Consider the following 26,141-nt stretch of genomic DNA (forward strand, 5'->3'; position numbering starts at 1 on the left):
GGAGCGGGCCCCGTCAGTTGCGCGGGCCGGGGACCACCGGCAGTGACCGGACGCCCAGGGGCAGGAGTTCGGAGCTGTGCTCGACCTCTTCGGGAGGCACGGCCAGGGCGATGCGGGGGAAGGCCGCCAGCAGGCGGCCGATGCCGACGGTCAGTTCGGTCACGGCCAGCCCGGTCGCGGGGCAGGCGTGCTGCCCGGCGCCGAACGCGATGCCGCGGTCGGCCACCCGGTCGATGTCGAGCACGTGGGGATCGGCGAAGACCTCGGGGTCGCGGGAGGCCGCCGAGACCAGTGGCAGCACGGCGTCCCCGGCGGCGACGCGCCTGCCGGAGAGCACCACGTCCTCGGTGGCGACCCGCAGCAGGCCGTCGTTGCTGGAGGGGTAGTAGCGCAGCAACTCCTGTACGGCAGAGGGCAGTACGGAGGGGTCCTCGCGCAGCCGGGCCGCGAGGCCGGGGGAGGAGAGCACGCCGAAGAGGTGCCGGGCCAGCAGGTCGCGGATGGTGATGAAGCCCGAGATGATCAGGCCGTGGAGCAGCAGGCGCCGGTCGTCGTCGGTGAGCTCCTCCGCGTCCAGCAGCGTGTCGGTGACGCTGTCGCCCGGCTCGGCCCTGCGGGCCGCGAGCAGTTCGTCCAGCACCTGGCCGAGCCTGCCGCGGGCCTCCTTCAGCGCCTGCTCGGTGGCACCGCGCGGAAGCAGCAGCAGCTCGACGTCGGAGGTGACGTCCTGCCACCGGTCCCCGGGCAGCCCGAGGAACTCGGCTGTGACGCGGCCGGCGAAGGGCGCGGTGTACGCCGCGACGAGGTCCACCGTGCCGCTGCCGGCGGGCAGCCGGTCCAGGGCCGCCTCGGCGGCCGCCTCGATGCGGGGTGCGAACCGCGCCGTGCGCGAGGCACCGAACGCGGCCACCACCGGACCGCGCAGCCGGCCGTGCTCCGGCGGGTCGAGGTCCACGATGCCCGAGCCCTGGGACCGGCCGAAGCCCGAGCCCGGCAGCATGGCGGCGCGATGGCGGCTGAAGCGGCCGTCGGTGAGCACCGTGCGCACGTCCTCGTGCCGGGTCACCAGCCAGATGCGCGAGCCGTCCGCCAGGCGCACCTCGGCGACCGGGTCATCGGTGAGCAGCCGCGCGTACTCGGGCGGCACCGTGCCGCCGGGGCCGGGCGGGAAGGGAAAGGCGGGCGGGGCGGCTGAGGTCATGCGCCCCGGCTCCTCTCACCGGCCGGCGCGCCGGCGCGGGCGTGGCCCGGCCAGGTGAAGTCCTTCGCCAGGACGCGGTTGTCCAGCTGGTGTTCCACGACGATGTTGCCGCAGCCGTAGTCGTCGGCGATGACCTCGACGTCCTCGGCGGACACCAGGTGTCCGGGGTCGGCCAGCAGGGTCGCCACGCCCTTGGCGGGGGCCAGGACCTCCAGGGCGAAGCCGCGGGCCACGTGCTGGCGGTGGGTGTGCGCCGCCGCGATCAGGAAGGTGTCGTCGGGGTCGCAGATCAGATGCCACAGCGCGCGGGCCTGGAGGAAGCGGCGCGGGCGGTCGGTGAAGCGCCGGGAGGAGACCAGGACCGGCCCGTCCGCGCCCCTGCGGGTGCCGAGGGCGACCAGGCCCCGGTCCATATAGGGGACCTGCTCGGTGCGGTAGCCCATCAGGGGGGCCGGGTCGAAGGGCGCGGTGTCGTCCAGACCCGCCCACGCGCGCACCCGGTGCGCCACCTCGTAGCCGAGGTCCCAGGGGTTGTCGAGTCGCCCCGGAGCGAAGAACTTCTCGCTCAAGTCGGCGCAGTCCTTGCGCAGTTCCACCAAGGCGGGGGGAAGCGGGGTATCCGCGGGCGCGGTGCCCATCAGGGTGCGGACGCGCGCGATCCACTGGAGCTGGTCGGCTATCCGCTCAGGCCGCACCCCGTTGAAGAAGTCACTGGCGAGCGGTTCCGCCAACTGCTCGGCGGCCTTGAGGATGTCCGCCTCGTACGGCTCGGCCTCCGCGTAGGGGTCCAGGCCCAGCCGTGCGGCGATGCGGCAGAAGGCGGCCTCGTCCTCGTCGGTGGCGCGGACGGCGGCCCACTCCTCCTGGAGCGGGGTGCCGGTGATGCCCTGGTCCGTGAGGCGCTCGGTCACCGCGTCGACGAACGAGGCCAGTGTGGCGGTGAACGCGGCGCTCTCCACACAGGAGTTGCCCCGGCTCGCGAAGCGGTTCCCGGGTCGTACGTCGGGGCCCATGTCCGGCATCCATACGATCCGGGTCTCCCGGCCCTCGGGCACGAAGAGCATGTCCGGCCAGCGGAAGCCGTCGCAGGCGGCGCGCAGGATGTGACGGCGCGAACGCATCCACCACGAACCGCGGTTGTCGCCCACACCGTGGCGGTAGGCGAAGCGCAGCTGGGATATCTGGGTGCCGGGCCGCGCGTCGGCCACCAGCGACCACCAGTTGAAGGCGATCCACTCGGCCAGGGGGTAGAGCGAGCCGGTCGTGTGCTCCCGGAAGGTCCCCTGCCCGGGCTCCTGGACGAGTGTGACGGTCTCGGCGCCCACGGCGATGCGCAGCCGGGCCCAGGTCGCTTGCAGCTCGCCTCCGCCGCCGGCCGGGGCGTCGAGCCAATTCCACTGCAATTGGAACTCAGGAAGCATGGTCCGCCAGCCCTTCCGGCCATTCGCTCGGGTGGAGTTCGTATCCGGTGTATTCGCCCGGCGCACGGCCCGTCAGCCGGAATTCCACGACGGAGTCACCGGACCGGTGCCAGACATAGCGCGGGAAGCCGTCCTGCCAGGGACCGCCGAGGAATCCGGTGCGGATCCCCGAGCGGAGGGTGCCCAGCGGGGCGGCCGACAGGGAACCGGGCACGGCGAGCAGATCGGCCGGGGCCGGGCCGTATTCCCGGCGGGCGAATGTCACCCGCCCGCAGAGTTCTTCCCGTTCGCTGCGGTCGGGCAGTGGCGCGATCGCGCGACGTGGCTCGCGGCGGCGCCCGGGCGCTCGTAGGACCATGATGTCCGCCTTTCGGGGAACGTGCCGGTGAGCTGGGCCGGCGGGGCCCGGACGCGGCGTGCGTCCGGGCCCCGCCCAGGGTGTTACGGGAGGGGCGCGAAGAGGTCCACCACGTTGCCGTCGGGGTCCTTGACGATGGCGTAGCGCTGACCCCACACGGCGTTCCACGGCTTGAGGTGGCCCTCGTAGCCGGCGTCGACGAGCTCGGCGTACTTCTTGTCCACGCTCGCGGTGTCGGGGAACTCGAACGCGATGGCGAAGCGGTGGCCGCCGGTGGGGGCCTGCCACTCGGGGTCGTAGCTGCGCACCGTCTCCACGGTGTCCCAGGCGAGCCGGATGCCGCCGTCGAGCACGGCCTCCGTGTGCGGCGCGGAGTCGGCCTCGGCGGGGATCTCGACGCCCAGCTTCCGGTAGAACTCCAGCGACTTGGCCATGTCCTCGACCACCACGGCGAAGAGGGAAATCCTTGCTGACATGCGCGTTCCTTTCTTGCACTTTTAAATTGGTCTCCGGTGCCGGGCCGTCTGAATTCTCCGGGGCCGGCCGGACCACGAAGTCCGAATGTGCTGGACGCGCCGTACGCTAGTGACTGCGCGCTGACTTTGGCCAATCGGGGTATCCCCCGCCGGAGTCAACGCCGCTGACAGGACAACGATTTCAGGACAGCGGCACGCCGTCCCAGTCGTTCGGCACGTCACGCCCGAGCAGAGCGCATACGGTCGCGGGAATATCGACGGGGGCGGCGGTGCGGGTCTGCCGCGCCCCACCGGTGAAGCCGGGGCCGACGGCCGACCAGTAGGACTCCCGGCGGTGCCAGCCGCTCTGCCAGTCGCGGTGGACGTGCGAGGCCCAGTGCGGGTCGCCCAGCGGAAGATAGCGCCAGTCCGCCGGCTCCAGGATGAGGTCGGGGGCGTGCTGGGTGGCCTCGCCGGGATAGACCTCCTCCCGGCGGCGCACCGCGTCGAAGAACAGCCTGCCGGTACGGGGGTTGCGCCGCTCCAGCAGCGCGGCCGCGACGTCGGTGCGGACCTTCTCGTAGTCGCGCTCCGGGACCAGGCCGTGCTTGTAGCGGTCGCGCAGGTTGATGTTCACCCCGTGCGTGCCCTGCACCGCCTCGAAGGCCGCGCTGCCGGCCCACTCGACGCGGCCGTCCTCGGCGGTGGCCAGGAAACCCGCCCGCTCCATCTCGTCGTTGATGGAACAGTAGTTGCGCAGCGGCCCGAAGCCTATCTCCGAGAAGGCCACGACACTGGTGCGGTCGTCGGCCGCCCGCAGGGCGTCCTGGATGACCTGGTCGCAGGTGCGGTAGGCGGCGAAGACGGCGCTCTCCCGCTCGTGCTCGGGGCCGTGCTCCAGCTCCTGCCAGTAGATGTGCGAACAGCGGTCGATGCTCGTGAGGTTGACGATCACGACATCGGACTCCTCCAGCAGAGCCAATGCCGCGCGCCCGCGCTGCACGTCCGCCTCCAGCAGGGAAGGCAGCAGCTCGTCGCGGTCCTGCCCGGTCCAGAAGATCGACACGTCGTGGACCGGACGGATGCCCTTCTTCGCCAGGGTGCGCTGGAGGCTGCGCGGGTGGCAGGCGTGGAGGGTGGCATACATCGGATAGGTGATCAGGGAACCGTCGAAGGGCTCCGGGGGATGGGTGCCGAAGAGGCCTATCGAGGCGAACCTGACGCCCTGGAACACCTCGTGCTGCCACAGCAGTGGGTGGCGGCGGTGCTCGGGGGTGAGGACCTGCGGCGCGTACTCCGGGTCGTGACAGGTCCAGTAGGAGTAGAAGCCGTGGTCCGCGGCGCGCCGGCCGGTCAGGACGCTCAGCAGGCCCGGCGGTTCGTAGGGGGTGCCCTCGGCGTGGAGCGGCCCGGAAGCCCCCTGCGAGCGCAGGGCGGCGAAGCCGGGCAGCAGCCCCTGGGCACACCAGCGGTCGAGCAGCTCGGGTGCCGCTCCCTCGGTGATGACGACGACGACACGCTGGCGGATTGTCACGTGCGACTCCCTCGGGTTGCGTGGCAGTTGGCATGCCGTCATCCGGGAGGCGCCGGAAAGGCCGAGGCGTTCCGGCGCCGGACAGGCGTCGATCGTCGGATCAAGCTAACAGCGGGACGAGGACTCTCTCCAGACGACGGTACGGAGGAAATTGAGAGAGGGCTGAGAGAGGGCAGAGGCGGGGGAGTGGCGTGGGGTCACACGGTGCGCAGGAGACGCAGACGTTCCCGTACCGCCTTGGGCAGCCCCGCCACCACGCGATCGTACGAATGCTCCACCATCTCCCGCAGCTCCTCCACGGGAACCGTGCCGTTCAGGACAACCGTGTTCCAGTGGCGCTTGTTGACGTGGTAGCCGGGCACCACCGCCGCGTACTGCTCGCGCAGGTGCAGCGCCAGATCCGGTTCGCACTTCAGCGTGACCTGCGGCGGGCGGTCCTCGGAGGCGTCCTGGAGAATGGCGAAGACCTTCTTCTCCACCTTGAAGACCGCGGCTCCGGGGCCGAACGCCTCGTCGTCCACCGCCTCCGGCAGCTCCAGCGCGAAGTCGGAGAGTTCCTCTGGTGTCATCGCCGGTCCTTCTTCCTGCGGCACGGCAGCGAACGGCCGAACCGCGTGGTCATGGGGTCGGCCAACAGACTAGAGGCGCAGGAGGAGTTGCCGTGCGGCAGGGCGCGGCCGCTGATCCACGATGGCCGAAACACTGCGGGGAGTTCCGGTCGCGGCGGGACGGCGACCTTGACGGGCGGTCCTGCCATTGGCACAGTTTGGCTGGCTCCACACAGGTTTTCGGTGGACCGTTCGTTCCTCTCCCGGTGCTGCCCGGTCGCGGTACCGGTGTCCGCGCGATCCGTGTGCCGCCCGCGCCGTCCCGAACCGGCCCGTGCGCCCACTCTCCCGGCCCTCCGCCGCCGGTCTCCGTACCGCCGCCCCGCCCTTGCCGGGGCGGCGCCGACGCCCGCACCCCGGCCTTGGCCCTGCCCACGGCCGCATCCGCGCACCCCCCTCACCCCGGCGCCGGCCATGCCCCCGTGCCGCCTGCCCCCCTTGATGCCCTGTGGAGGAACCCCCGTATGACCGTGGAGCAGACCCCCGAGAATCCCGGGACCGTGGCCCGCGCCGCCGCGGAAGAGACCGTGAACGACATCCTGCAAGGGGCGTGGAAGGCCCGCGCCATCCACGTGGCCGTCGAACTCGGCGTCCCGGAACTGCTCCAGGAGGGCCCCCGCACCGCGACCGCCCTCGCCGAGGCCACCGGCGCCCACGAGCAGACCCTGCGCAGACTGCTCCGACTGCTCGCCACGGTGGGCGTCTTCGACGACCTCGGCCACGACGACCTGTTCGCCCAGAACGCCCTCTCCGCCGTCCTGCTGCCCGACCCCGCGAGCCCGGTCGCCACCGACGCGCTCTTCCAGGCGGCCCCCTGGCACTGGCGGGCCTGGGAACAGCTCACGCACAGCGTCCGCACCGGTGAGGCGTCCTTCGACGTGGCCAACGGCACCTCGTTCTGGCAGCTCACCCACGAGGACCCCAAGGCGCGCGAACTGTTCAACCGCGCCATGGGGTCGGTCTCCCTCACCGAGGCCGGACAGGTCGCCGCGGCCTACGACTTCTCCGGCGCCGCGACCGTCGTGGACATCGGCGGCGGCCGCGGCAGCCTCATGGCGGCCGTCCTCGACGCCTTCCCCGGCCTGCGCGGAACCCTGCTGGAGCGCCCGCCCGTCGCCGAGGAGGCCCGTGAGCTCCTCACCGGCCGCGGCCTCGCGGACCGGTGCGAGATCCTGCCCGGCGACTTCTTCGAGACCATCCCCGACGGCGCCGACGTCTACCTCATCAAGCACGTGCTGCACGACTGGGACGACGACGACGTCGTACGCATCCTCCGCCGGATCGCCACCGCCATGAAGCCGGACTCCCGGCTCCTGGTCATCGACAACCTCATCGACGAGCGGCCCGCCGCATCGACGCTCTTCGTCGACCTGCTGCTGCTCGTCCTCGTCGGCGGCGCCGAACGCTCGGAGAGCGAATTCGCCGCGCTGCTGGAGAAGTCGGGCCTGAGGGTGGAGCGCTCGCTGCCCTGCGGCGCCGGCCCGGTGCGCATCGTCGAGATCCGCAGGGCCTGAAACCGCCCCTCCTGACCGAAGCCGGCCACAGCTGAAGGAGCAATGACACCATGACGGTGCTGGGTCTGGGTGGATCCGGACATGACTGGGCCTCCTGTGCCACCGACGGCCGACGGCTGGTGGCGATCGACGAGGAGCGGCTGGTCCGCAGCAAGTACGGCCTGGGAGCGGACCTCCTGGCGGGCCACAGCCGGCGCGCCGTCCTCGACGCCCTCGGCACGAGTGCCGAGGCCGTGGAACACGTGGTGGCCTGCGAGCTCGTACCACGCCCCTTCTACCACTCGTTCCGCAAGCGCGTGACGGTCGTCAACCACCATCTCGCCCACGCCTACAGCGCGTTCGGGGCCTCCGGGATGACCCGCGCCGCCGTACTGGTCTGCGACAACTCCGGCAGCCTGGTGACGGGCCTGAAGTCCGGCCCAGGGCCGCGCGAGGCGGAGACGATCAGCTGCTACACCGCCGACGCCTCCGGGCTGCGCCTGGTCAACCGGGTCGCCGGGACACACGCCGTGGACGCCTCCTCCGAGAGCGCCTACTACCAGCCCGGCGAGACCGACAATTCCCTCGGCCACTTCTACCGCTCGGCCAGCCTCGCACTCGGCCTCGCCTACTCCGGTCCCAAGACCCGCTACCCCGTCAGCGAGGACGGCAAGACCATGGGCCTTGCGCCCTACGGCGACGACCGCTTCGTCGACGAGGTCGCGGAGCTGGTCACCCTGCTGCCCGAGGGCGGCGTGCAGATCTCGGCGAGCAAGGTGAACCACCTCTTCGAACGCCTCGTGGAATCGGGTGAGTTCGAGGACCGGGCGGCCCTGGCCTACGCCGCCCAGGAGACGCTGGAACGCGCCCTGCTGCACTGCGCCCGCGACCTGCACCGCCGCACCGGCCTGACGGACCTGTGCATCGCCGGCGGCGTCGGCCTCAACAGCGTCGCCAACGGCCGGATTCTGCGCGAGACCCCCTTCGAGCGGGTCTTCGTCGTCCCGGCCGCGGGCGACAACGGGATCAGCCTCGGCTGCGCCTACTACGGCCTCCACGAGCTGGAGGGGCGCGCGCCGTCGGAGCTCCCCGCCCTCGACACCGCCTACCTCGGGCCCGACTACCCCGCCGAGCGCGTCGACGCGGCGCTGGCCGGCTCGGGCTTCACCGTGGAGACCCCCGACGACCTGCCCGGCAGGGTCGCCGGCCTGCTCGCCGAAGGGAAGATCATCGGCTGGTTCGACGGCCGCTCCGAATTCGGCCCGCGCGCACTGGGACACCGCAGCATCCTCGCCGCACCCTTCCCCGCCTCCGTGCGGGACCACCTCAACGACAACGTCAAACACCGCGAGTGGTTCCGCCCCTACGCCCCCATCGTCCGCGAGGACCGGGCGGCGGACTACTTCGACCTCGTCCAGCCCTCCCCGTTCATGCTGGTCGTCGCGCGCGTGACCCGGCAGGACGCCATCCCCGCCGCCACCCACGTGGACGGCACCGCCCGGCTCCAGACGCTGAACGCCGCACAGAACCCGAAGGTCTACGAGCTGCTCGGCAGGTTCGAGGCGCTCACCGGCTGCGCCGTGCTGCTCAACACCTCCTTCAACGTCGCCGGCCAGCCCATCGTCGAGACCCCGGAGGACGCCGTCGAGGCGTTCGCGGGCATGCGCCTGGACCACCTCGTCGTGGGGGACCGGCTGGCGACCAAGCCCTGACAGCACGCCGAGGCCCGCGACCGGCAGGGAGGAGAGCCAAGCGGTGGACGTCCCCGTGCTCGTGGTCGGAGGAGGACCGACGGGCTTGGCGATGGCGCTCTTCCTCGCACGCCACGGCGTCGGCTGCCTGCTGGTCGAACGGCGGACGACCACCTCGCCCGTCCCGCGCGCCACCCACGTCAGCCGCCGCTCCATGGAACTATTCCGCGAGGCGGGCCTGGAGGAGGAGATCCGCCGGGCCGGGTTCGAGGTCGTGCGCGAGGACGACCCACGGCTGCGGACCCGGCCCGAACGCCACCTGCCCCGGGTGGTCCTGCAAGCCGCCTCGCTCGCCGGCCCCGGCCCGGTGGGGGTCCTGGAGACCGGTGACGAGGAACTGGCCGTACCCGGCCCCTGCGCACCCTTCTGGTGCGGCCAGGACCGGATGGAACCCCTGCTCGCCAAGGCCGCGGCGCGCCACGGCGCCGATGTGCGCTTCGGCCACGAACTGACCGGCCTGTGGCCGGGGGAGGACAGCACACGGGCCCGCGTCCGGGCAGCGGGAACGGGACGGACCTACACCGTCGACGCCCGCTTCGTCATCGCCGCCGACGGGGCGCGCGGCGAGATCGCCGAGCGCGTGGGCATCGCGCGGGAGGGCCTGGGCACGGTCGCCCACCGGGTGAGCATCCTCTTCCGCGCCGACCCGGGGCGCTGGGCCCGCGACCGGCGGTTCTTCATGTGCATGATCCAGAACCCGGGGTTCGACGGGGCGGTGATGGAGCTCAACACCCCGGGCCGCTGGTGCGCCGCGGTGGACTACGACCCGGCCCGCGCCGAACCCGACGGCACCTACTCCGCACGCACCTGCCTCGACCTGGTCCGGGCCGCCGTCGGTGACGACCGGAGCGACGCGGCGGTCGACACCGTCTTCCACTGGAAGGCCCGGCACCGCATAGCGGCCGCCTACCGCAGTGGGGCGGTGTTCCTCATCGGCGACGCCGCCCACCTCCACCCGCCCTCCGGCGGCTACGGATCCAACGTCGGCTTCCAGGACGCGCACAACCTCGCCTGGAAGATCGCCGCCGTGCTCGGCGGCTGGGCCGGACCGCGGCTGCTGGACACCTACGACGAAGAGCGCCGCCCCGTGGGAAAGGCGACGGCGGAGCAGTCGATGCTCCTCGACGGCGTGCCACCGGAACCACTGGGGGGAAGCGTCGTCCGCTGCGATCCCCGCACCCTGATCATGGGATACCGCTACCACTCCGCCGCCGTCCTCGGCCCCCCGCACGGCCCCGCCTTCCCCGCGGCCTTCGCCCTGCGCGGAGACCCGGGCACCCGGCTGCCGCACGTATGGCTGCGTACGGACGCGGGGGAACGCGTCTCCACGCTCGACCTGTGCCACGGGCACTTCGTCCTGCTCTCCGCCGACCCGGTCTGGGCGGCGGCCGCGGCGCGCTCGGCGAAGGAGACGGGCGTACCGCTGCGGGGCCACCACCTGGCGGCCACCGGAAGCGAACTCGCCGACCCCTCCGGCGAGTTCCCGCGGAGCTGCGGGACCGGGCCCGCGGGGGCCGTGCTCGTACGGCCGGACGGCATGGTCGCCTGGCGCACGGCCCGCGCCGTGCCCCCGGACCCGGACAGCGCGCAGAACCTGGTCACGGCAGCGGTGAGACGTGTCCTCGCACTGCCGGAGCGCGTGGCGCCACCGGTGCTCGGTCCGCCGCGGTTGTCACGCGGTTCCTATCGGCGAGTCGGGAGCGACGGGTGAAGCCTCATTCCTTCTGCACGTGCTGGCCGGGCGCCACCGTATGGCTGACGGGCCCACCGGGCGCGGGCAAGACGACGATCGCCCGCGCACTGGCGGAGCGGCTGCGCGCACGGGGCCGGCGCGTGGAGGTGCTCGACGGCGACGCGACCCGCGCGCTCCTGACCGCGGGCTCCTCGTGGGAGGACCGTGGCACCGGCCTCCAGCGGGTCGGCCTGATGGCCGAGGTCCTGGCGCGCAACGGCATCGTCGTCCTCGTCCCGGTGACCGCGGCCCGCGCGGACAGCCGCGAAGCCGTACGCAGACGCCACGAGCGGTCCGGCACCGCGCACCTGGAAGTGCGGGTGGTCCGGGAGGCGGTGCCTCCGAGCGGGCTCCCCGCGCCGCCCGGCCCAGATCTGCGGATCGCGGCGCACGAGCAGAGCGCCGAGGAGTCGGCGCGGGCACTGCACCGGCTCCTGGCGGAGAGGGAGCTGGCGTGAACCCCGGGCGCGGTGGAGCGTACGCCGCGGGGCGCGACGGGACCCGCGGGACGCGACGCCCTCACGGTCTGTCGCACCTGGATCTGCTGGAGTCGGAGTCGGTCCACATCTTCCGTGAGGTGGCGGGCGAGTTCGAGCGGCCGGTGATCCTCTTCTCCGGCGGCAAGGACTCGATCGTCATGCTGCACCTGGCGCTGAAGTCCTTCGCTCCCGCACCCGTGCCGTTCGCGCTGCTGCACGTGGACACCGGCCACAACTTCCCCGAGGTGATCGCCTACCGGGACCGCGTCGTGGCGGCGCTCGGTCTGCGGCTGGAAGTGGCCTCCGTGCAGGACTTCATCGACAACGGCACCTTGCGCGAACGCCCGGACGGCACCCGCAATCCGCTGCAGACGGTGCCACTGCTGGACGCGATCGGGCGCCACCGCTTCGACGCCGTCTTCGGCGGCGGCCGCCGCGACGAGGAGAAGGCCCGCGCGAAGGAGCGGGTGTTCTCCCTGCGCGACGAGTTCGGCGGCTGGGACCCGCGCCGCCAGCGCCCCGAACTGTGGCGGCTCTACAACGGCCGCCACGCACCCGGCGAGCACGTCCGCGTCTTCCCCCTCTCCAACTGGACCGAGCTCGACGTGTGGCAGTACGTCGCCCGCGAGGGGATCGAACTCCCCACCATCTACTACGCCCACGAGCGCGAGGTCTTCCGCCGCGGCGGCATGTGGCTGGCACCGGGGGAGTGGGGCGGCCCACGCGAGGGGGAAGCGGTGGAGAAGCGACGGGTGCGCTACCGCACGGTGGGGGACATGTCCTGCACCGGCGCGGTGGACTCGGCGGCGGCCACCGTGGCCGACGTCGTCGCCGAGATCGCCACGTCACGTCTCACGGAACGGGGCGCGACCCGGGCCGACGACAAGCTGTCGGAAGCCGCGATGGAGGACCGCAAGCGCGAGGGGTATTTCTAGCGCGGCGGGGCCGGTGCGGCCCACAAGCGGAGGACTAGTCCCTAAGTATGAAGTCCCCTACTCCGTTTGTCTGTTGAGGGCAGGGGCGCCGTCTGAGGATGATGCAGTCCATGTCACAGTTACTTTCCGGGAAGGACGGCGCCCAGGAGGCGCCAAGTCGCGGCGGGTCCACGTGGGTGGCGGTCCTCGCCGCGTGCGTGGGGCAGTTCGTGGTGGTCCTCGACGTGTCCGTCATCAATGTCGCGCTGCCGTCGATCCGTTCCGGCCTCGACATCGGCGAGACGGGCCTGCAGTGGGTGGTCAACGCCTACGTCATCGCTTTCGCGGGCTTCCTGCTGCTCGGCGGCCGGGCCTCCGACCTCTTCGGCCGCAAGGCCGTGTTCGTCTTCGGCCTCGGGGTGTTCACCGCCGCGAGCCTGCTCGGCGGCCTCGCGCAGGCGCCGTGGATGCTCATCGTCGCCCGCGCCCTGCAAGGCATCGGGGCGGCCGTGCTCTCACCCGCCACCCTCGCGATCCTCACCACCACGTTCCCCGAGGGTCCGGCGCGCATCAAAGCCGTCGCGATCTGGACGGCCGTGGGCACGGGCGGCGGCGCGGCCGGCGGCCTCATCGGCGGCCTGCTCACCGACTACCTCTCGTGGCGCTGGGTGTTGCTGATCAACGTGCCGCTGGGCCTTGTCGTGATCGTCGCGACCGTCGCCTGGCTGGCCGAGAGCCGCAGCGACCAGGCACACCGACGCCGGCTGGACCTCCCGGGAGCGGTGCTGGTGACCCTGGGCGTCGGCAGCCTGGCCTACGGCATCTCGCAGAGCGAGGGCCACGGCTGGGGCTCGCCGCGGACGCTCACCTTCCTGATCGTCGGTGTCGTGGCGCTCCTCGCCTTCGTCGCCGTGGAGCAGCGCACGCGCGAGCCGTTGATGCCGCTCGGTGTCTTCCGGGTGCGCTCGGTGTCGGCGGCCAACGCCATCACCATCGTCAGCGGCATGGGCTTCTACGCGATGTGGTACTTCCTCTCGCTCTACATGCAGAACGTGCTGAAATACTCCGCCGTACAGACCGGCCTGGCCCTGCTTCCCCACACCGCCACCATCATCCTCTCCGCGCAGTTCGCACCCCGCCTGATGCGGTGGATCAAGGGGCGCACCCTCCTCGTGATCGCGGGACTGCTGACCGCCGCGGGCTTCATCTGGCAGGGGAACATGGACGCCGACGGCTCCTTCCTGGCGACCCTGCTCGGCCCGGGAATCGTCTTCTCCTTCGGCGCGGGCCTGATGATGACGCTCCTCGCGGTCTCCGCCACGACGGGCGTGGAGCTCTCCGAATCGGGCCTGGTGGCCGGCCTCGCCAACACCTCGCGCACCATGGGCGGCGCGCTCGGCCTGTCGGTCCTCGCGTCCGTCGCCGCCCGCCGCACGGCCGACGTGGGGCCCGGCGCGGAGGGCCTGGCCTCCGGCTACGGCCGGGCGTTCGTCGTGTCCGGGGCCATCATCCTCGTGAGCATGCTGATGATCCCCTTCCTGCCCAAGCCCCAGCCCCAGACCCCGGCGGAATGACCTGTGAGCACGGACATACGAGGAGGTTTCGTGGGGCAGGACAGCCGGCCGCGGTGGCTCACCGACGAGGAACAACGCGTGTGGCGCGGCTATCTGCGGGCCACCAGGCTGGTGGAGGACCACCTGGACCGCCGCCTCCAGCGGGAAGCGGACATGCCGCACCTCTATTACGGTCTTCTCGTCCAGCTCTCCGAGGCCCCGCGCCGGGGGATCCGGATGACCGACCTTGCCCGCAACGCGAAGATCACCCGCCCGCGGCTCTCGCACGCGATCACCCGCCTGGAGAAGCTCGGCTGGGTGCGCCGGGAATCGTGCCACGGCGACAGGCGCGGCCAGAACGCCGTCCTCACGGAAGAGGGCCGCGAGGTTCTGGAGAAGTCGGCGCCGGGCCATGTCGCCGCTGTGCGCGCGGCCGTCTTCGACAGCCTCACCCCGGAACAGGTCGGGCAACTGGGCCGGATCTGCCAGGCGATAGAGAAGGGGCTGGACCGGGAAGGCGCGGACCTGCCGTGGCTGCGCTGAGGCGGGAAGCCGTCGCGAGCGCGGGGGCCGTCAGGCTCTGACGGCCCCCGCCGCCCGCGTACGGGATCGGGCCGACCGCGCCCCGGATTCACGCGAGTCCGGGAGCAGACCGGACGACACGGATATTCTGGATGCCGTGGAACGACACGACGGGGCACCGGGCTGGGGCTTCACCCATACCCAGTACAGCGCGGACCACGGTGAACGCGACGCCACCCGCAGGGCCGGGGCCCTGCTCTCCGCGCGGCCCCTGCCGCAGAACCAGCACATCATGGGCTGGGGCGCGGAGAATCCCGAACCGGCGCCCGGACGCTACGACTTCGAGGCCCTCGACGAGCGCGTCGCCCTGATGCGCGCGACGGGGGCCACGCCCGTCCTGACCCTGTGTGCCGCCCCCGACTGGATGAAGGGCGGCCGGCCCGGCCGCACCGACTGGTCGCGACTGGAGACCGCCCCCGACCCCCGGCACTACGCGGACTTCGCCCGGCTCGCGGGCGTGATCGCCCAACGCTACCCGGACATCAGGCACTTCCTCGTGTGGAACGAGCTGAAGGGCTTCTACGACGAGGACAGGCGGCGCTGGGATTATGAGGGATACACCCGGCTGTACAACCTCGTCCACGCCGAGCTGAAGCGGCGGAACCCGCGCAATCTGGTGGGCGGCCCCTATGTGGTGGTCGACCACGACCCGCCCGCCGAGGACGCGGCGGACCGCTCGCGCGAACTGCGCGGTCCCTGGGGCGAGCTGGACCAGCGCTCCGCCGACGTCATCCGCTATTGGAACGCCCACAAGGCGGGCGCGGACTTCGTCGTCGTCGACGGATCCAGCTACACCCGCGAGGGCCACCGGGCGATTCCCGACGAGTTCGCCGCCACCGAGAAGTTCGCCGACGTCACCCGCTGGGTCAGGAGCGTGACCGGACTCCCGGTGTGGTGGGCCGAGTGGTACGTCGAGCCGCCCGCCGAGGACGACCGGCCGGGCGGCCGGGACGGCTGGGGCGAGGGGCACCGCACCGCCGTGCAGGCCACCGCGATGATGCGGCTGGCGGAGAGCGGCGCGTCGGCCGCCTTCTACTGGAACCCGCAGCGGACCGGGAAGGCGTGCCCCGGCTGCCTGTGGCGGAGCACCCACCTGCGCGACGGGGGAGGGGAGTTGCCCATGGCGGGTCTCCTGAGCCGGTTCGCTCGCGAATTCCCTCCGGGCACCGCCTTCCGGCCGGTCGCCGTCACCTGCGGGAGCGGTGACAGGGTCGAGGCCCTCGCCGACGAGGCCGCCGTGCTCGTCGTCAACACCGAGTGCCGGCCGGTGGCCGCCAGGGTGGACGGGCAGGCGCTGTCCCTCGCGCCGTACGAGGTGCGCTGGCTGACCCGCCCGTAATCCAGTGGGGCGGCGCACGGGCGCGGACAGGGAATTGCGGAACAGGGAAGTTCACGAATAAGGAGAACGCGGGAAAGCGCTCGGGCGGAGCGTGAAACCCCTGTCGGCGCTCACGATATCCACCCAGCTGATTTGCAGGTGAAACGGGCGGTCGCCTCGACGGTGCCGCCCGTTTCCTGTTGCCCGAAAGGGCAATCGGGCATCAGCAGGAGAGATTGCCGCCCGGCGCCACGCCGAGGATCTTGGTGAATCGCTGGTAGTTCGCGACGCGGCTCTGGACCTGGGCGGGGTTGTGGCCGTCGCACTCCAGGGCGCCGTTGATGCTGCGGATGGTCTGCCCGAAGCCGCGGTGGTTGACCATGGCCTCGTGCGGGGTCATGGTGCCGGGGCCGCGCTGGGTGTTCCAGTACCACAGGCCGGTCTTCCAGGAGACGGCCGCGTCCTTCTGCACCAGCGAGGGGTTGTGGAGCAGGTCGATGCCGAGGGCGTCACCCGCCGCCTTGTAGTTGAAGTTCCAGCTGATCTGGAGCGGGCCGCGACCGTAGTAGGCGGCCTGGCCTGCCGGACAGCCGTAGGGCCGGCTCCGGTCGCAGTAGTGGGGGTAGTTGGCGGTGTTCTGCTCCACGACATAGACCAGTCCGCCGGTCTCGTGGGCGACGTTGGCGAGGAAGGCGGCGGCCTCCTGCTTCCGGACCTCGGCGCTGCCGGTGCCCGCGAAGCCCGGGTACGCCTTGAGCGCGGCGACCAGGCCCTTGTACGTATAGAACGCGTTCCGCTTCGGGAACATCTGCTTGAACTGGGCCTCGCTCACGGGGAATGCGGCGGCCTGCGAGGTGCCGCCGTGCGGTGCGGCCGCGCTCGCCGTGGTGGCGGGGGCGAGGACGGATATGCCGACCAGTGCCAGAGCGGCCGGCAGCAGGGCGGCGATGCGATTTCTTCTCATGGCGGCTCCCGTGGGGGAAAGGGTGAGTGACGCCCGCCGACGGTGAATCGGGCCCGTTGGGCGCCTTCGCGTCATCGCGCAGTGAATAACTCCCGTGAGTTTGGTGTCAATGGCATGCGCCGTGTCCGGCCGAACCCGGTGCACTGAGCAATGAGTTCAGGACAACTGCGGCCGATAGGGCTTGCGGGAGCAACGAGGACCATGACCTCATATGCCGGAAGCCGGACACGTGCCGAGAAATGCCGCTGTCCTGTGGCTCCTTGGGTGACCCGTGAAACCCGGCTGGCTCATGAACGAGCCGATTGAACGAGCCGATTGAACAAGCCGATGAACAAGGAGAGAACATGCGTGGATCGAAGGCCCTCCGATACGCGGCCCCCGTCCTGGTCGCCGCCGCAACCGGCATCGCCCTCGCCGCGGGACCGGCGGCCGCCGTCCCGATCGGTCAGTCCGTGAACGGCAAGATGACCTACTACACCGACCAGGGCTACGGCGCCTGCGGCACCCCCATCGACGCGAACTCCCAGGACCTCGTCGCGGTCCCGGCCGCGTGGTGGACCTCCGCCAACCCCAACAACGACCAGCTCTGCCAGGGCATATCGGTGGAGGTCAGCTACAACGGCAGGACCATCAGAGTGCCGGTGCGGGACAAGTGCCCTTCGTGCGACCGGACCCACATCGACCTCAGCAGGACGGCCTTCCAGAAGCTGGCGCCGCTCGACAGGGGCGTGGTCAACGGCATCACCTGGAAGTTCGTCCGCTGACGCCACGCCGGGGTCCCCAAAGCCCGGGACCCCGGCGCTCCGCGCCCGGCACGCCGGGGCCGCCCGGCGTGTCGGCGTGAGGTTCGTCGCCTTCAAGAGTCATAAAGGCAATCGCGACTGTTGACGTTATGAGTTCATCAAATTTAAGGTCGCGGGACTCTTGGAACAGATCAAGACGACGGAGAACAATGACGTACTCCCCCGGCGCGCGGCCGCGCCCGGCCCGGCTGTCCGCACTGCTGCTCGCAGGCGCGCTCGTCGCCTCGGTGCCGCCCGCGGCCGCCGCGCGAGCGCCGCAACCCCCCACCGCCGACCGTCCCCCCACCGCCGCCTCCCCCACAGGCGGCTGCCGTACGGGTGACGGCTGGACACTCGACTCCACCCGCATCGACCCCGACGACACCCACCACGCCTATGTCGGCAACGGCTACCTGGGGCAGCGCGTACCGCCCAACGGCGCCGGCTACACCGACAGCGACACCAAGACCGGCTGGCCGCTCTTCGCTCCGGCCTACGACGGCTCGTTCGTGTCCGGGCTCTACGCGCACAACAAGCAGACCGCCGCCGACCGGCAGGTGATCGCCGCTCTGCCCACCTGGACCGGACTGGCCGTCGGCACCGGCGGCGAGCACGGCGATATCTTCAACTCTTCGACGAAGTCGGGCCGGATTTCCGGATATCACCAGACCCTCTTCCAGAGCTGCGGCATCGTCCGTACCGCCCTGACCTGGACCGCCGCCGACGGCCGCAGGACCGACCTGGTCTACGAGGTGCTGGCCGACCGCGACGACCCGCACACGGGCGCCGTACGGCTGAGCATGACGCCGCGCTGGAGCGGCGAGGCCACCGTCACCGACCAGCTGGACGGACGCGGCGCGCGGCGCATGCGGCAGACCGGCGGCGGCGACCGCACCGGTGGGACCGGCCGGGACGGCCGCACCATGGACGTGGCCTTCCGCACCGACGGCACGGACACCGACGGCGCCGTCGCCTCCACCCTGCGGGCCGGGCGCGGTGTGCACACGACCGGGGACCGACGCGCCGCGGCCGCGAAGGACTTGAGCGTGAACCAGTCCCTCACGTTCCCCGTCCGTGCGGGCCACGCGTACGAACTCACCAAATACGTGGGTGTCGACACCGCGCTCACCTCGCACGCGCCCCGCGAGGACGCCACCACCGCCTCCCTGCGCGCCGCCCGCCGCGGCTGGGACGGGCTGCTGCGTGCCCACACCGCTGCCTGGGCCCGGCTGTGGCGCTCCGACATCGAGCTGCCGGGACAGCGCGATCTCCAGGCGTGGGTGCGATCCGCCCAGTACGGGCTGCTGTCCAGCACCCGGCAGGGGGCATCCAACAGCATCGCCCCGGCCGGGCTGACCAGCGACAACTACGCGGGCCTGGTGTTCTGGGACGCCGAGACCTGGATGTACCCGGCCCTGCTGGCCACCGCGCCCCAACTCGCCAGGACCGTCGTCGACTACCGCTACCGCACCCTCGCCGGAGCGCGCGAGAACGCCCACAAGCTCGGCTACCAAGGGCTCTTCTACCCCTGGAACAGCGGCAGCGAGGGCGACCTGGCCCAGGAGTGCCACAGCGTCGACCCGCCCCACTGCCGCACCCAGATCCACCTCCAGTCGGACATCTCCCTCGCCACCTGGCAGTTCTACCTCGCCACCGGCGACACCGCCTGGCTGCGCGAGCGCGGCTGGCCGGTGATGGAGGGCATCGCCGAATTCTGGGCCGGGCGGGTCACCCCCAACGCCGACGGCAGCTACTCCATCAAGGACACCGCCGGCCCCGACGAATACAGCAACGGCGTCGACGACGCGGTCTTCACCAACGCCGGTGCCGCCACCGCCCTGCGCGACGCCGCCCGTGCCGCGCGGCTGCTGGGCGAGCGCGCCCCGGCGGAGTGGACGACGATCGCCGACCGGATCCGCATCCCGTACGACGCGCGGCACAAGGTCTTCGAGCAGTACGACGGCTACCCGGGCAGCAAGATCAAGCAGGCCGACACGGTGCTGCTGATGTACCCCCTGGAGTGGCCGATGTCCCAGGCCGACGCGGCGCGCACCCTCGACTACTACGCCCGGCGCACCGACCCCGACGGCCCCGCCATGACGGACTCGGTCCACGCCATCGACGCCGCGGCCACGGGCGAGCCGGGCTGCTCGGCGTACACCTATCTCCAGCGTTCCGTCCGGCCCTTCGTGCGCGGTCCTTTCGACCAGTTCTCGGAAGCCCGCGGCACCAAGGCCGGCGCCGACGACCCCCTGGCCGGCTCGCCCGCCCACGACTTCCTCACCGGCAAGGGCGGCTTCCTCCAGATCTTCACCAACGGCCTGACCGGCATGCGGATGCGCGAGGACCGGCTGCACCTCGACCCGATGCTGCCCCCGCAGCTCGGCCGCGGCGTCACCCTGCGCGGCCTGCACTGGCAGGGCCGCACGTACGACATCGCCATCGGCGCCCACGAGACCACCGTGCGGCTCACCGGGGGTGCGCCCATGACCCTCGACACCCCGCAGGGCGAGCACGTGCTGACCAAGGCGGCACCGGCCGTGCTCAAGACCCGCCGCCCCGACCTCGCTCCCACCGACAACGTGGCCCGCTGCACCACCGCCGGTGCCTCCTCCGAGGAACCCGGTATGTACGCGGCAGCCGCGGTCGACGGCAACCCCGCCACCGCCTGGGTCCCCGACGGGCCGAACGGTGAACTGACCACCGACCTCGGCAAGTCCGTACGCGTCACCAAGGCCACCCCCGTCTGGAGCGGCCCGGCACCGGCCTCGTACAGCGTCCAGCTCTCCCTCGACGGCCGGCACTGGCACGACGCGGTCGCGGGCGGCGCTCCGGTGTCCGCGCGGTACGTACGCGTCGCGCTACGCGGTCAGGCCGATGCCAAGTCCCGTACGGGCATCGCCGAGCTGACCGTTACGTAGGGCACCAGCAGCCCGCGCGCCCGGGCTGGATGACGACGAGGATCCGCGGGACTTCACCCGCCCTCGGCCGACAGGGACGTCCTGACGAGAGCGAGCACGTCGTCGTCGCTCAGCCCCAGCGCGCGGGCGTCGGCGACCAGGCGCCGGGCCTGCACGGTGAGCCGGGCGCGCTCGGCGGTCGACCCTCCGGTGACGACCGCCCCGCGCCCCCGGCGCAGTTCGAGGAGGCCCTCCTCGCGCAGCCGTTGGTAGCCACGGAGCACGGTGTGCATGTTGACCCCGAGCGACGCGGCGAGATCGCGGGCGGACGGCAGGCGCTCGCCGGAGCGTACGGTGCCGTCGGCGATGGCACCACGGACGCATGCGGCGATCTGGTCGCCCAGGGGGAGGGGGGACGCGGGGTCGACGCGGAAGAGCACGGTCACCCGCCCGCGGAGGTGCGGCGTTCGCGGTCGGCGAGGGTGTTGAGCAGCGCGGCGGCCGTGGCGGCGTCGTCGACGGTGACGACGAACTCGCTGCCGGTGGTCAGACGGACGCTGATGGCGTCGCCGGAACGCAGCACGACGCCGCTCGCCCCGGAACGGACCCGGTAGCCCCAGCCACCGAAGTCCCGCAGAGGCTTGACCGGACGGTGACCGGCTTCGGCGATCCGCTGGAGCGGCACGTTGATGCGCGGCCAGGGGACGGTCGAGGGCGTGACGGTGAGCCCGCGCCGGTCGGCGGTCACCCGGACACCCGTCAGCAGGGTCATGGCGGCTCCGATGAGGAGCAGCGACAGCGCGGACAGCCATCCGGCGGCGACCCCGACGACGACGCCGGAGGCGAAGACCAGGACACCGGTGAGGGGCAGCACCCGGGAGCCCGCCACCCTTGACCAGCCGGCGATCTCGGAGTCGCCGAGCGCGAGACGCGAGGCATCGGCGGACGGCCCGGAATCGCTGTCGGCTCCCTCGTCCTTGCCACAGGCCGCCCAGCCCACCGCCGCGTAGAGCGCAGCAGCCCCGAAAGCGAGCGCGGCCTGCGCCCCGGGCAAGGTGACGGAAGAGGCGTCGTGGACACCGGTGTTGGCCAGCAGCACGGCGGTGGCCAGCCATCCGGTCAGCACCGCGACGGCGCCGCCGATGACGGCCAGCACGCGCTGTCCGCCGTTGCCCGGCCGCGTGAAGTAGACGAGCGCGCCGAAGAGGACACCGTCGCCCAGCAGCACTCCCCACGCGACGCCGAGGAAGGAGCCCTGCCCCGAGAAGCCGTCGGCATTCCCTCCCGGCCCGATGTGCGAGGCGATCCGCCCGGGCAGCCGGTCCCGCACCGAGAGGAACACCCACAGGACGACGGCAGCGCAGACCAGAGGCGGCACGACGGAGACGGCAAGGCGACGGACGAGGACGGACGAGGACCGTGACAGCGGCATGAGAGCAAACCTCCATTTGTTTGCACACTAGTAGAACAAGTGGAGGTGAACTCGGCGAAGGCGGCTGCCTCTTCCTGACGCGTTCCGAACGCCACCGGAGCCGCCACGACTGACCCAGTGTCACCCCGCGGGAGGCGGAACGCTTCAGTCCGTGCCGGGAGCGGCGGCCGCTTCCCGTGGTGCGACTGGTGGTGTCTGCGTGGGGCGGCGCATGAGCGGCAGGCGGAGCCGCCGGATGCCCGGCCCCGAGGGAGGTGCCAGTCTGCGCGTGGACCTGTGGAAGACGAGCAGGCTGACGGCGGCGGCTCCGGCGAACCAGGCCAGTTGGACGGCGAGGTAGCCGGAGACGGGAGCGGTCGAGAAGCCGGCCGCGGCACCGGTCTGCAGCGAGCCGTAGGAGGGGAGGAGCGTCACGAGGCCGCCGTTGGCGGCGCCGCCGGTGGTGACGGGGTTCTGCAGACCCGCGTCGAGACCGCTGGTCATCACGATGGCGAACATCCCCTCGACGTCCCGGCGCAGCAGGGAGCCGAAGACGATGCCGATGGCGCCGTAGGTCAGGGACGCGCAGAACAGGGCGGCGACGAAGAGGACCGGCCGGCGGGGCGACCAGAAGGCGTAGGTGATGGCGGTGGCGTAGACGGCGACGGTGGCGGAGATGAGGGTGAGGGCGGTGAGCTTGGCGAGAAGGAGGTGGACGCGCCGGTAGCCCGCCATGGACAGGCGTCGGTCGAAGGGGCCGCTGGTGAAGGTCGCGGCGAACATCATGAAGCCGACGATCAGGGTGATGGAGTTCAGCGCCCCGACGATCGACGTGAGTTCGTTGCCCCGCGGGTGGAGGATCTGCCCGGTCTCGTGCAGCCTGAAGGGGATGGGCGGGTCTTCGATGACGCAGTAGGCCAGCGTGATCCACACCGGGATGAACGCGGCGATCAGGCCCATGGCGAGCCGGTTGCGCAGGTGCTCGACCAAGGCGAACCGGGTGGCGGTGACGTAGAGGGTCGTGTGGTTCATACCGGTGCCGTCGTCCTTGAGTGCAGCAGTCCGCCGTCGAGGTGCCGGAGTTCGTCGAGCCGTTCGGCGTCGTAGGCCAGGTGGGAGACGACCAGCACGGACCGCCCGCGTTCGCGCAGACCGGCGGCCAGGCTCCAGAACCGCTGGTGGGTGTCCCAGTCGAAGCCCTGGTAGGGCTCGTCCAGGAGGAGCAGGTCAGGGTCGTGCATCAGGGCCAGTGTGAGGTTGAGCTTCTGTTTCGTGCCGCCGCTGAGCACGCTGACCCGCTCGTCCCCGTAGTCGGACAGCCGGAGCACGTCCATGATTCTCTCGGCATGGCTGAGGGTGGCGAGGCCGTACGCCACCCGGAAATACTCCAGGTGCTGGCGGACGGTGAGAGCCTGGTTCAGGACGAGATGCTGCGGGCAGTAACCGAACCGGCCGCCGTAGTGGACCTGCCCGCGCTGCGGCCGCAGCTCACCGGCGAGGATCTTCAGGAGCGTCGACTTCCCCGCGCCGTTCTCGCCCACGACGCCGGCCAGCGTTCCGGGGCGCAGGGACAGGCCGATGCCGCGCAGCACCCTGCGGGTGCCGTAGGTGTGGTGGACGTCCCTGACGTCCAGGAGATTCCGGGGCACGGCTTCCTCTCCTCAGGCGACCTGGTCGCGCCGGACGACCGAGAGGGCCAGCTCGTACAACAAGTGGCTGTGGCCTGCCGACGGCAGCAGGGGCTCGAGCTTGTTCCACGCGTCGCTCACCAACTGGTCGGCTTCCTCCAGGCAGGCTCTCACCGCTCCGCAGGCGTTCAGGTCCCGGCACGCCTCGGCCACCGCCGTCGCGCTGCCCGAGCCGTCCTTGACCTGCTGCCAGAGCTGGTTCAGCCGGCTCTGCGGCAGCCGGATCACGGCGTGGGCCAGTGGCATGGTGACCTTGCCGCTCCGCAGGTCCTCGGTGGCCTGCTTCGTCGGTGCCCCCGCCCGTGTGACACCGCTCAGGTCGGCGACGTCGTCGGCGATCTGGTAGGCGGTGCCCACCGCTGAACCGAAAGCCCCCAGTGCTCTCCGCAGTTCCGGCTCGGCACCCGTGACGACCCCTGCCGCCTCCATGGCCGCCGAGACCGGGGCCCCGGACTTCAACCGGTGTGTCAGACGGACCAGTTCCAGCACAGTGTGCCGGTCGTCGCCGGCCACGGCCTGGTCCATCTCTTCCCGGTGACCTTGGAGATCCAGTGCCTGACCGGCGTGAGCCGCTCGCAGCGCGGCCAGACCCAGTGCCCGCAACTCCCCGCACCGCGAGGCGTCGTCGGGAAAGGTGAGCTGAACGGCCCGCTCCCAGAGGAAATAGGCGGCCGTACCCGCGTTCACCGCAGTCGGCATGCCGAACATGGTGTGCACGGCCGGTTGTCCGCGGCGCAGCGGTGAGGCGTCCTGGACGTCGTCGACGATGAGGGATCCGGTGTGGAGCAGCTCACTCGCCGCGATCAGCAGGCCGCAGGATTCGCTGTCACCTCCCATCAGACCGATGGCCTCCCAGGCCAGCACCGGCCGCCAGCGCTGTCCTCCGGCATCGGTCAGATGGCGGACGGGAGAGGTCAGGGCCCGGTGCAGCCGCTGGGCGACGACCGGCGGCGTGCCAGGCCCGGTCGTCCCGGTGATGTGGCCCGGTGGCAGCCACGTGGAGCAAGCATCTGCCGACGCGTTCGGGCACAGGCGGTCGATGTGATGGTTGATGCGTTCGGCCGTGCGGTCGATGCGCTGCCGGATGAAGTCCGCGTTCGCCGCGAAAGTCGGGGAGATGTCCCTGGGACAGAGGAGGGCGCCGGTCATGGAGTGGTCAGCTTTCGGTCAGGGGCGGGCGATGGACGAGGCTCCCTCATGGGGTCGCCGGCCCGATGCCGCGGAGGGACTGCTCGGGCACGGCTCGCGGAGTGCGGCGGTCATGGTCAGGCCGCGTGGCATCGCGGCGAGTTCGAAGCCGGAGCGCACCGTCCGGCCCGGACGCGCCGTGCGTACGGTCCGCGTGGCGACCAGAGTGGCGAGCGCGACGGGCACCATGACGTCGGCCACCGCGGCACCAGGGCAGTAGCGGGGCCCGAGCGCATAGGGAAGCCAGGCAGCAGGGGAGACCGAGGGCTGAGCGTCCGGCATCCAGCGCGTCGGATCGAAGACATCAGGCCGTTCGAAGTGGGCGGGGTCACGGCTCATCGCCCCGAGGTGGAGGAACACCGTCGCCTTCGCGGGCAGCCGGTGGCCGCCCAGCCACGTCTCGCGGCGCGTGCAACGCACAAGGACCGGGAGGCCGTGAAGCCGGATGACTTCCTTGACGAAGGCGGCTGTCCGGGGCAACCGGTCCATTCCGACGCCGGCCTGCGAGTGCCCCAGGCCGAGTGCCGCGTCGGCCTCCTCCTGCAAGGCCTGTTGATGGTGGGGGTGGCGGCCCAGTTCGTAGCAGGCCCACGCGAGTGTCGAGGCGGTGGCCTCCCCGCCGGTGAACAGCAGTGTGCGCACGTCCTGCACCGCCGCTTCCGAGGGCTCGCGCCACGCTTGCTTCAGCAGGGAGACCACGTCACACCCGTCCTCAGCCGGCCGATGGCGCGCGAGGACTTCCCGGGTGGCCTCGTCCAGCACCGCGAGGGCACGGCGGAGCGCGCGTTGTCTTGGCACGGGTACCCAAGGCCACGGGGACAGGAGAAACCGCAAGGCCCCGACCTGCGACAGCGTGGAATGCGCCGCGGCCAGCGCGGTCAGCGTTCCGGGCGAGACCTCGCTGCGCAAGACGCACCTGACGGCGAGATGGAAAGTGAGCCGGGTCATCTCGTGGCTCATGTCGACCGGACGGTCCGCGGGAAGGGTGGCGAGCAGACTTCGGGTCTCGGTCCGCACGGACGCCCCGAGGTCCGCCGGCCGGGGCACGGCGAACGCGGGCCTCATCACCGCCCGCCGGTCACGGTGGACCGTTCCCTCGGTGCTCAGCAGTCCCTCTCTTACGATCACCCGCACATGGGGTTCCCTGCCCCAGAACATGAAGGTGTCCTCGTCGCGAGCAGCCTGCCGGATCAGCGAGGAGTCATTGAGCAGGTACCCGACGAACGGGCCCGCCTTCACCCTGACCACAGGCCCCGCCTTGCCGAGCCGGGCCGCGATCTCCCTCAGATCCATCAAGAACCGCACGGAGCGGGCATGCCCGAGCAACCGACTGCAGTCAGGAGCCATCGGCACAACGGAGTCCGCCTTCGAATCTCCGTTCATCAGGCGTCCTCCCGTCCGCATGTCACCCTCTGTCCTCCTGTGAACGACCAGGAGTGAGGAGTGTCACGCAGAGCATCACCTGCTGTATCGGCAGCAATGCCGACCCGCACCGACGGCTGGGCGGGGCGACCGGGAACCGCCTTGCGGCTACGCCGTGCTCGCGTGCCTGAAGCGCACCGTCACATTCACCGGTACCCACGACAGAGGCGAGTTCGCGGCCACCTGTATGGACGCCCGCTGAATGGGGACGGAGTGCAGGGGGTGCTCGATGGCGGTGCCTTCGCGGCTCAGCAGGCCCTGCCTCGCGGTTTGAGCGCAACGGGCGGCAGCTCGGGAGCAGGCAGTCGGGCCCCCTCGTAGCCGTGCACCTCGCCGAAGCGGGAGCCGGTCGCCCGAGCCGTCGCCGCCGGCGCCACCGCCGGCCCG

23 protein-coding genes and 1 pseudogene are annotated in these 26,141 nt (G+C 71.6%); 10 read left to right on the forward strand and 14 right to left on the reverse strand.

Going from position 1 to position 26,141, the window contains the following annotated elements:
• Positions 1–13: 13 nt before the first annotated feature.
• From ACFY1P_RS07630 to ACFY1P_RS07655, 6 genes are all read right to left on the reverse strand, one after another.
• Complete coding sequence (locus ACFY1P_RS07630; RefSeq protein WP_361521699.1) at positions 14–1,201, reverse strand: cytochrome P450; 1,188 nt, start codon at positions 1,199–1,201, stop codon at positions 14–16.
• Positions 1,198–2,622 (reverse strand): hypothetical protein, encoded by a 1,425-nt coding sequence (locus tag ACFY1P_RS07635; protein ID WP_361521696.1) that lies wholly within the window; start codon positions 2,620–2,622, stop codon positions 1,198–1,200. Before ACFY1P_RS07635 ends, ACFY1P_RS07630 begins: the two co-directional genes overlap by 4 nt.
• On the reverse strand, positions 2,612–2,980 hold the full coding sequence (locus ACFY1P_RS07640; protein ID WP_390750047.1) for a hypothetical protein: 369 nt from the start codon (positions 2,978–2,980) through the stop codon (positions 2,612–2,614). The genes ACFY1P_RS07635 and ACFY1P_RS07640 overlap by 11 nt, the downstream gene beginning before the upstream one ends.
• An 83-nt stretch (positions 2,981–3,063) precedes the next feature.
• Positions 3,064–3,456 carry a VOC family protein gene (locus ACFY1P_RS07645; protein ID WP_361525609.1) on the reverse strand — a complete coding sequence of 131 codons (393 nt, stop codon included), beginning with the start codon at positions 3,454–3,456 and terminating at the stop codon, positions 3,064–3,066.
• 181 nt (positions 3,457–3,637) lie between these two features.
• A complete protein-coding gene (locus tag ACFY1P_RS07650; RefSeq protein ID WP_390750048.1) occupies positions 3,638–4,969 on the reverse strand; it encodes an alkaline phosphatase family protein in 1,332 nt (443 codons plus the stop codon).
• 197 nt (positions 4,970–5,166) lie between these two features.
• Positions 5,167–5,538 carry an MmcQ/YjbR family DNA-binding protein gene (locus ACFY1P_RS07655; RefSeq protein WP_361525615.1) on the reverse strand — a complete coding sequence of 124 codons (372 nt, stop codon included), beginning with the start codon at positions 5,536–5,538 and terminating at the stop codon, positions 5,167–5,169.
• A gap of 503 nt (positions 5,539–6,041) precedes the next feature.
• Here ACFY1P_RS07655 and ACFY1P_RS07660 point away from each other — a divergent pair.
• From ACFY1P_RS07660 to ACFY1P_RS07695, 8 genes are all read left to right on the forward strand, one after another.
• On the forward strand, positions 6,042–7,091 hold the full coding sequence (locus tag ACFY1P_RS07660) for a methyltransferase (protein ID WP_390750049.1): 1,050 nt from the start codon (positions 6,042–6,044) through the stop codon (positions 7,089–7,091).
• A 50-nt stretch (positions 7,092–7,141) separates the two neighbouring features.
• Positions 7,142–8,782: a carbamoyltransferase C-terminal domain-containing protein gene (locus tag ACFY1P_RS07665; protein ID WP_361525621.1), complete on the forward strand. Its 1,641-nt coding sequence runs from the start codon at positions 7,142–7,144 to the stop codon at positions 8,780–8,782.
• 43 nt (positions 8,783–8,825) lie between these two features.
• The gene (locus tag ACFY1P_RS07670; protein WP_390750050.1) at positions 8,826–10,532 is read left to right on the forward strand and encodes an FAD-dependent oxidoreductase; all 1,707 of its coding nucleotides are present in this window, start codon (positions 8,826–8,828) and stop codon (positions 10,530–10,532) included.
• Positions 10,529–11,011 carry an adenylyl-sulfate kinase gene (locus ACFY1P_RS07675; RefSeq protein ID WP_390750051.1) on the forward strand — a complete coding sequence of 161 codons (483 nt, stop codon included), beginning with the start codon at positions 10,529–10,531 and terminating at the stop codon, positions 11,009–11,011. The genes ACFY1P_RS07670 and ACFY1P_RS07675 overlap by 4 nt, the downstream gene beginning before the upstream one ends.
• 68 nt (positions 11,012–11,079) lie before the next feature.
• Positions 11,080–11,967: a sulfate adenylyltransferase subunit CysD gene (cysD, locus tag ACFY1P_RS07680; protein WP_390750260.1), complete on the forward strand. Its 888-nt coding sequence runs from the start codon at positions 11,080–11,082 to the stop codon at positions 11,965–11,967.
• A 101-nt stretch (positions 11,968–12,068) separates the two neighbouring features.
• The gene (locus tag ACFY1P_RS07685) at positions 12,069–13,520 is read left to right on the forward strand and encodes an MFS transporter (RefSeq protein WP_390750261.1); all 1,452 of its coding nucleotides are present in this window, start codon (positions 12,069–12,071) and stop codon (positions 13,518–13,520) included.
• Positions 13,521–13,550: 30 nt separating this feature from the next.
• Positions 13,551–14,042: a MarR family winged helix-turn-helix transcriptional regulator gene (locus tag ACFY1P_RS07690; protein WP_361525633.1), complete on the forward strand. Its 492-nt coding sequence runs from the start codon at positions 13,551–13,553 to the stop codon at positions 14,040–14,042.
• Between the two features lie 136 nt (positions 14,043–14,178).
• Positions 14,179–15,420: a xylan 1,4-beta-xylosidase gene (locus ACFY1P_RS07695; protein WP_390750052.1), complete on the forward strand. Its 1,242-nt coding sequence runs from the start codon at positions 14,179–14,181 to the stop codon at positions 15,418–15,420.
• A gap of 202 nt (positions 15,421–15,622) precedes the next feature.
• Here ACFY1P_RS07695 and ACFY1P_RS07700 read toward each other — a convergent pair whose 3' ends face one another.
• On the reverse strand, positions 15,623–16,363 hold the full coding sequence (locus ACFY1P_RS07700; RefSeq protein WP_390750053.1) for a chitinase: 741 nt from the start codon (positions 16,361–16,363) through the stop codon (positions 15,623–15,625).
• A 344-nt stretch (positions 16,364–16,707) separates the two neighbouring features.
• On the opposite strand from ACFY1P_RS07700, the gene ACFY1P_RS07705 reads away from it, so the two are divergent.
• Together ACFY1P_RS07705 and ACFY1P_RS07710 are read left to right on the forward strand one after the other, a co-directional pair.
• Complete coding sequence (locus tag ACFY1P_RS07705; RefSeq protein WP_361525642.1) at positions 16,708–17,127, forward strand: cysteine/serine endopeptidase inhibitor; 420 nt, start codon at positions 16,708–16,710, stop codon at positions 17,125–17,127.
• Between the two features lie 188 nt (positions 17,128–17,315).
• Entirely contained in the window at positions 17,316–20,066 is a 2,751-nt protein-coding gene (locus ACFY1P_RS07710; protein WP_361525645.1) for a discoidin domain-containing protein, read from the forward strand.
• 53 nt (positions 20,067–20,119) lie between these two features.
• Here ACFY1P_RS07710 and ACFY1P_RS07715 read toward each other — a convergent pair whose 3' ends face one another.
• The 7 genes and pseudogenes from ACFY1P_RS07715 to ACFY1P_RS07745 form a co-directional block, all read right to left on the reverse strand.
• On the reverse strand, positions 20,120–20,485 hold the full coding sequence (locus ACFY1P_RS07715) for a GntR family transcriptional regulator (protein WP_361525682.1): 366 nt from the start codon (positions 20,483–20,485) through the stop codon (positions 20,120–20,122).
• 2 nt (positions 20,486–20,487) lie between these two features.
• The gene (locus ACFY1P_RS07720; protein ID WP_390750054.1) at positions 20,488–21,477 is read right to left on the reverse strand and encodes a hypothetical protein; all 990 of its coding nucleotides are present in this window, start codon (positions 21,475–21,477) and stop codon (positions 20,488–20,490) included.
• A gap of 144 nt (positions 21,478–21,621) precedes the next feature.
• Positions 21,622–22,488 carry an ABC transporter permease gene (locus ACFY1P_RS07725; RefSeq protein WP_361525651.1) on the reverse strand — a complete coding sequence of 289 codons (867 nt, stop codon included), beginning with the start codon at positions 22,486–22,488 and terminating at the stop codon, positions 21,622–21,624.
• Complete coding sequence (locus tag ACFY1P_RS07730; RefSeq protein ID WP_361525685.1) at positions 22,485–23,090, reverse strand: ABC transporter ATP-binding protein; 606 nt, start codon at positions 23,088–23,090, stop codon at positions 22,485–22,487. Before ACFY1P_RS07730 ends, ACFY1P_RS07725 begins: the two co-directional genes overlap by 4 nt.
• Positions 23,091–23,117: 27 nt before the next feature.
• On the reverse strand, positions 23,118–24,293 hold the full coding sequence (locus ACFY1P_RS07735) for a polyprenyl synthetase family protein (protein WP_390750055.1): 1,176 nt from the start codon (positions 24,291–24,293) through the stop codon (positions 23,118–23,120).
• Positions 24,294–24,311: 18 nt separating this feature from the next.
• The gene (locus ACFY1P_RS07740; RefSeq protein WP_390750262.1) at positions 24,312–25,625 is read right to left on the reverse strand and encodes a cytochrome P450; all 1,314 of its coding nucleotides are present in this window, start codon (positions 25,623–25,625) and stop codon (positions 24,312–24,314) included.
• Between the two features lie 377 nt (positions 25,626–26,002).
• Positions 26,003–26,104: pseudogene (locus tag ACFY1P_RS07745) on the reverse strand (pirin family protein); the annotation flags it as partial.
• Between the last annotated feature and the right edge of the window lie 37 nt (positions 26,105–26,141).

This window comes from Streptomyces sp. NPDC001407 (assembly GCF_042895325.1).
In the GTDB taxonomy this organism is placed as follows: Bacteria; Actinomycetota; Actinomycetes; order Streptomycetales; family Streptomycetaceae; genus Streptomyces.

Coding starts and splice junctions, on each gene's coding strand:
- ACFY1P_RS07630 (WP_361521699.1), bottom strand. CDS start 1,201: ATGACCTCAGCCGCCCCGCCCGCCTTTCCCTTCCCGCCCGGCCCCGGC.
- ACFY1P_RS07635 (WP_361521696.1), bottom strand. CDS start 2,622: ATGCTTCCTGAGTTCCAATTGCAGTGGAATTGGCTCGACGCCCCGGCC.
- ACFY1P_RS07640 (WP_390750047.1), bottom strand. CDS start 2,980: ATGGTCCTACGAGCGCCCGGGCGCCGCCGCGAGCCACGTCGCGCGATC.
- ACFY1P_RS07645 (WP_361525609.1), bottom strand. CDS start 3,456: ATGTCAGCAAGGATTTCCCTCTTCGCCGTGGTGGTCGAGGACATGGCC.
- ACFY1P_RS07655 (WP_361525615.1), bottom strand. CDS start 5,538: ATGACACCAGAGGAACTCTCCGACTTCGCGCTGGAGCTGCCGGAGGCG.
- ACFY1P_RS07660 (WP_390750049.1), top strand. CDS start 6,042: ATGACCGTGGAGCAGACCCCCGAGAATCCCGGGACCGTGGCCCGCGCC.
- ACFY1P_RS07665 (WP_361525621.1), top strand. CDS start 7,142: ATGACGGTGCTGGGTCTGGGTGGATCCGGACATGACTGGGCCTCCTGT.
- ACFY1P_RS07685 (WP_390750261.1), top strand. CDS start 12,069: ATGCAGTCCATGTCACAGTTACTTTCCGGGAAGGACGGCGCCCAGGAG.
- ACFY1P_RS07700 (WP_390750053.1), bottom strand. CDS start 16,363: ATGAGAAGAAATCGCATCGCCGCCCTGCTGCCGGCCGCTCTGGCACTG.
- ACFY1P_RS07705 (WP_361525642.1), top strand. CDS start 16,708: ATGCGTGGATCGAAGGCCCTCCGATACGCGGCCCCCGTCCTGGTCGCC.
- ACFY1P_RS07710 (WP_361525645.1), top strand. CDS start 17,316: ATGACGTACTCCCCCGGCGCGCGGCCGCGCCCGGCCCGGCTGTCCGCA.
- ACFY1P_RS07720 (WP_390750054.1), bottom strand. CDS start 21,477: ATGCCGCTGTCACGGTCCTCGTCCGTCCTCGTCCGTCGCCTTGCCGTC.
- ACFY1P_RS07725 (WP_361525651.1), bottom strand. CDS start 22,488: ATGAACCACACGACCCTCTACGTCACCGCCACCCGGTTCGCCTTGGTC.
- ACFY1P_RS07735 (WP_390750055.1), bottom strand. CDS start 24,293: ATGACCGGCGCCCTCCTCTGTCCCAGGGACATCTCCCCGACTTTCGCG.
- ACFY1P_RS07740 (WP_390750262.1), bottom strand. CDS start 25,625: ATGGATCTGAGGGAGATCGCGGCCCGGCTCGGCAAGGCGGGGCCTGTG.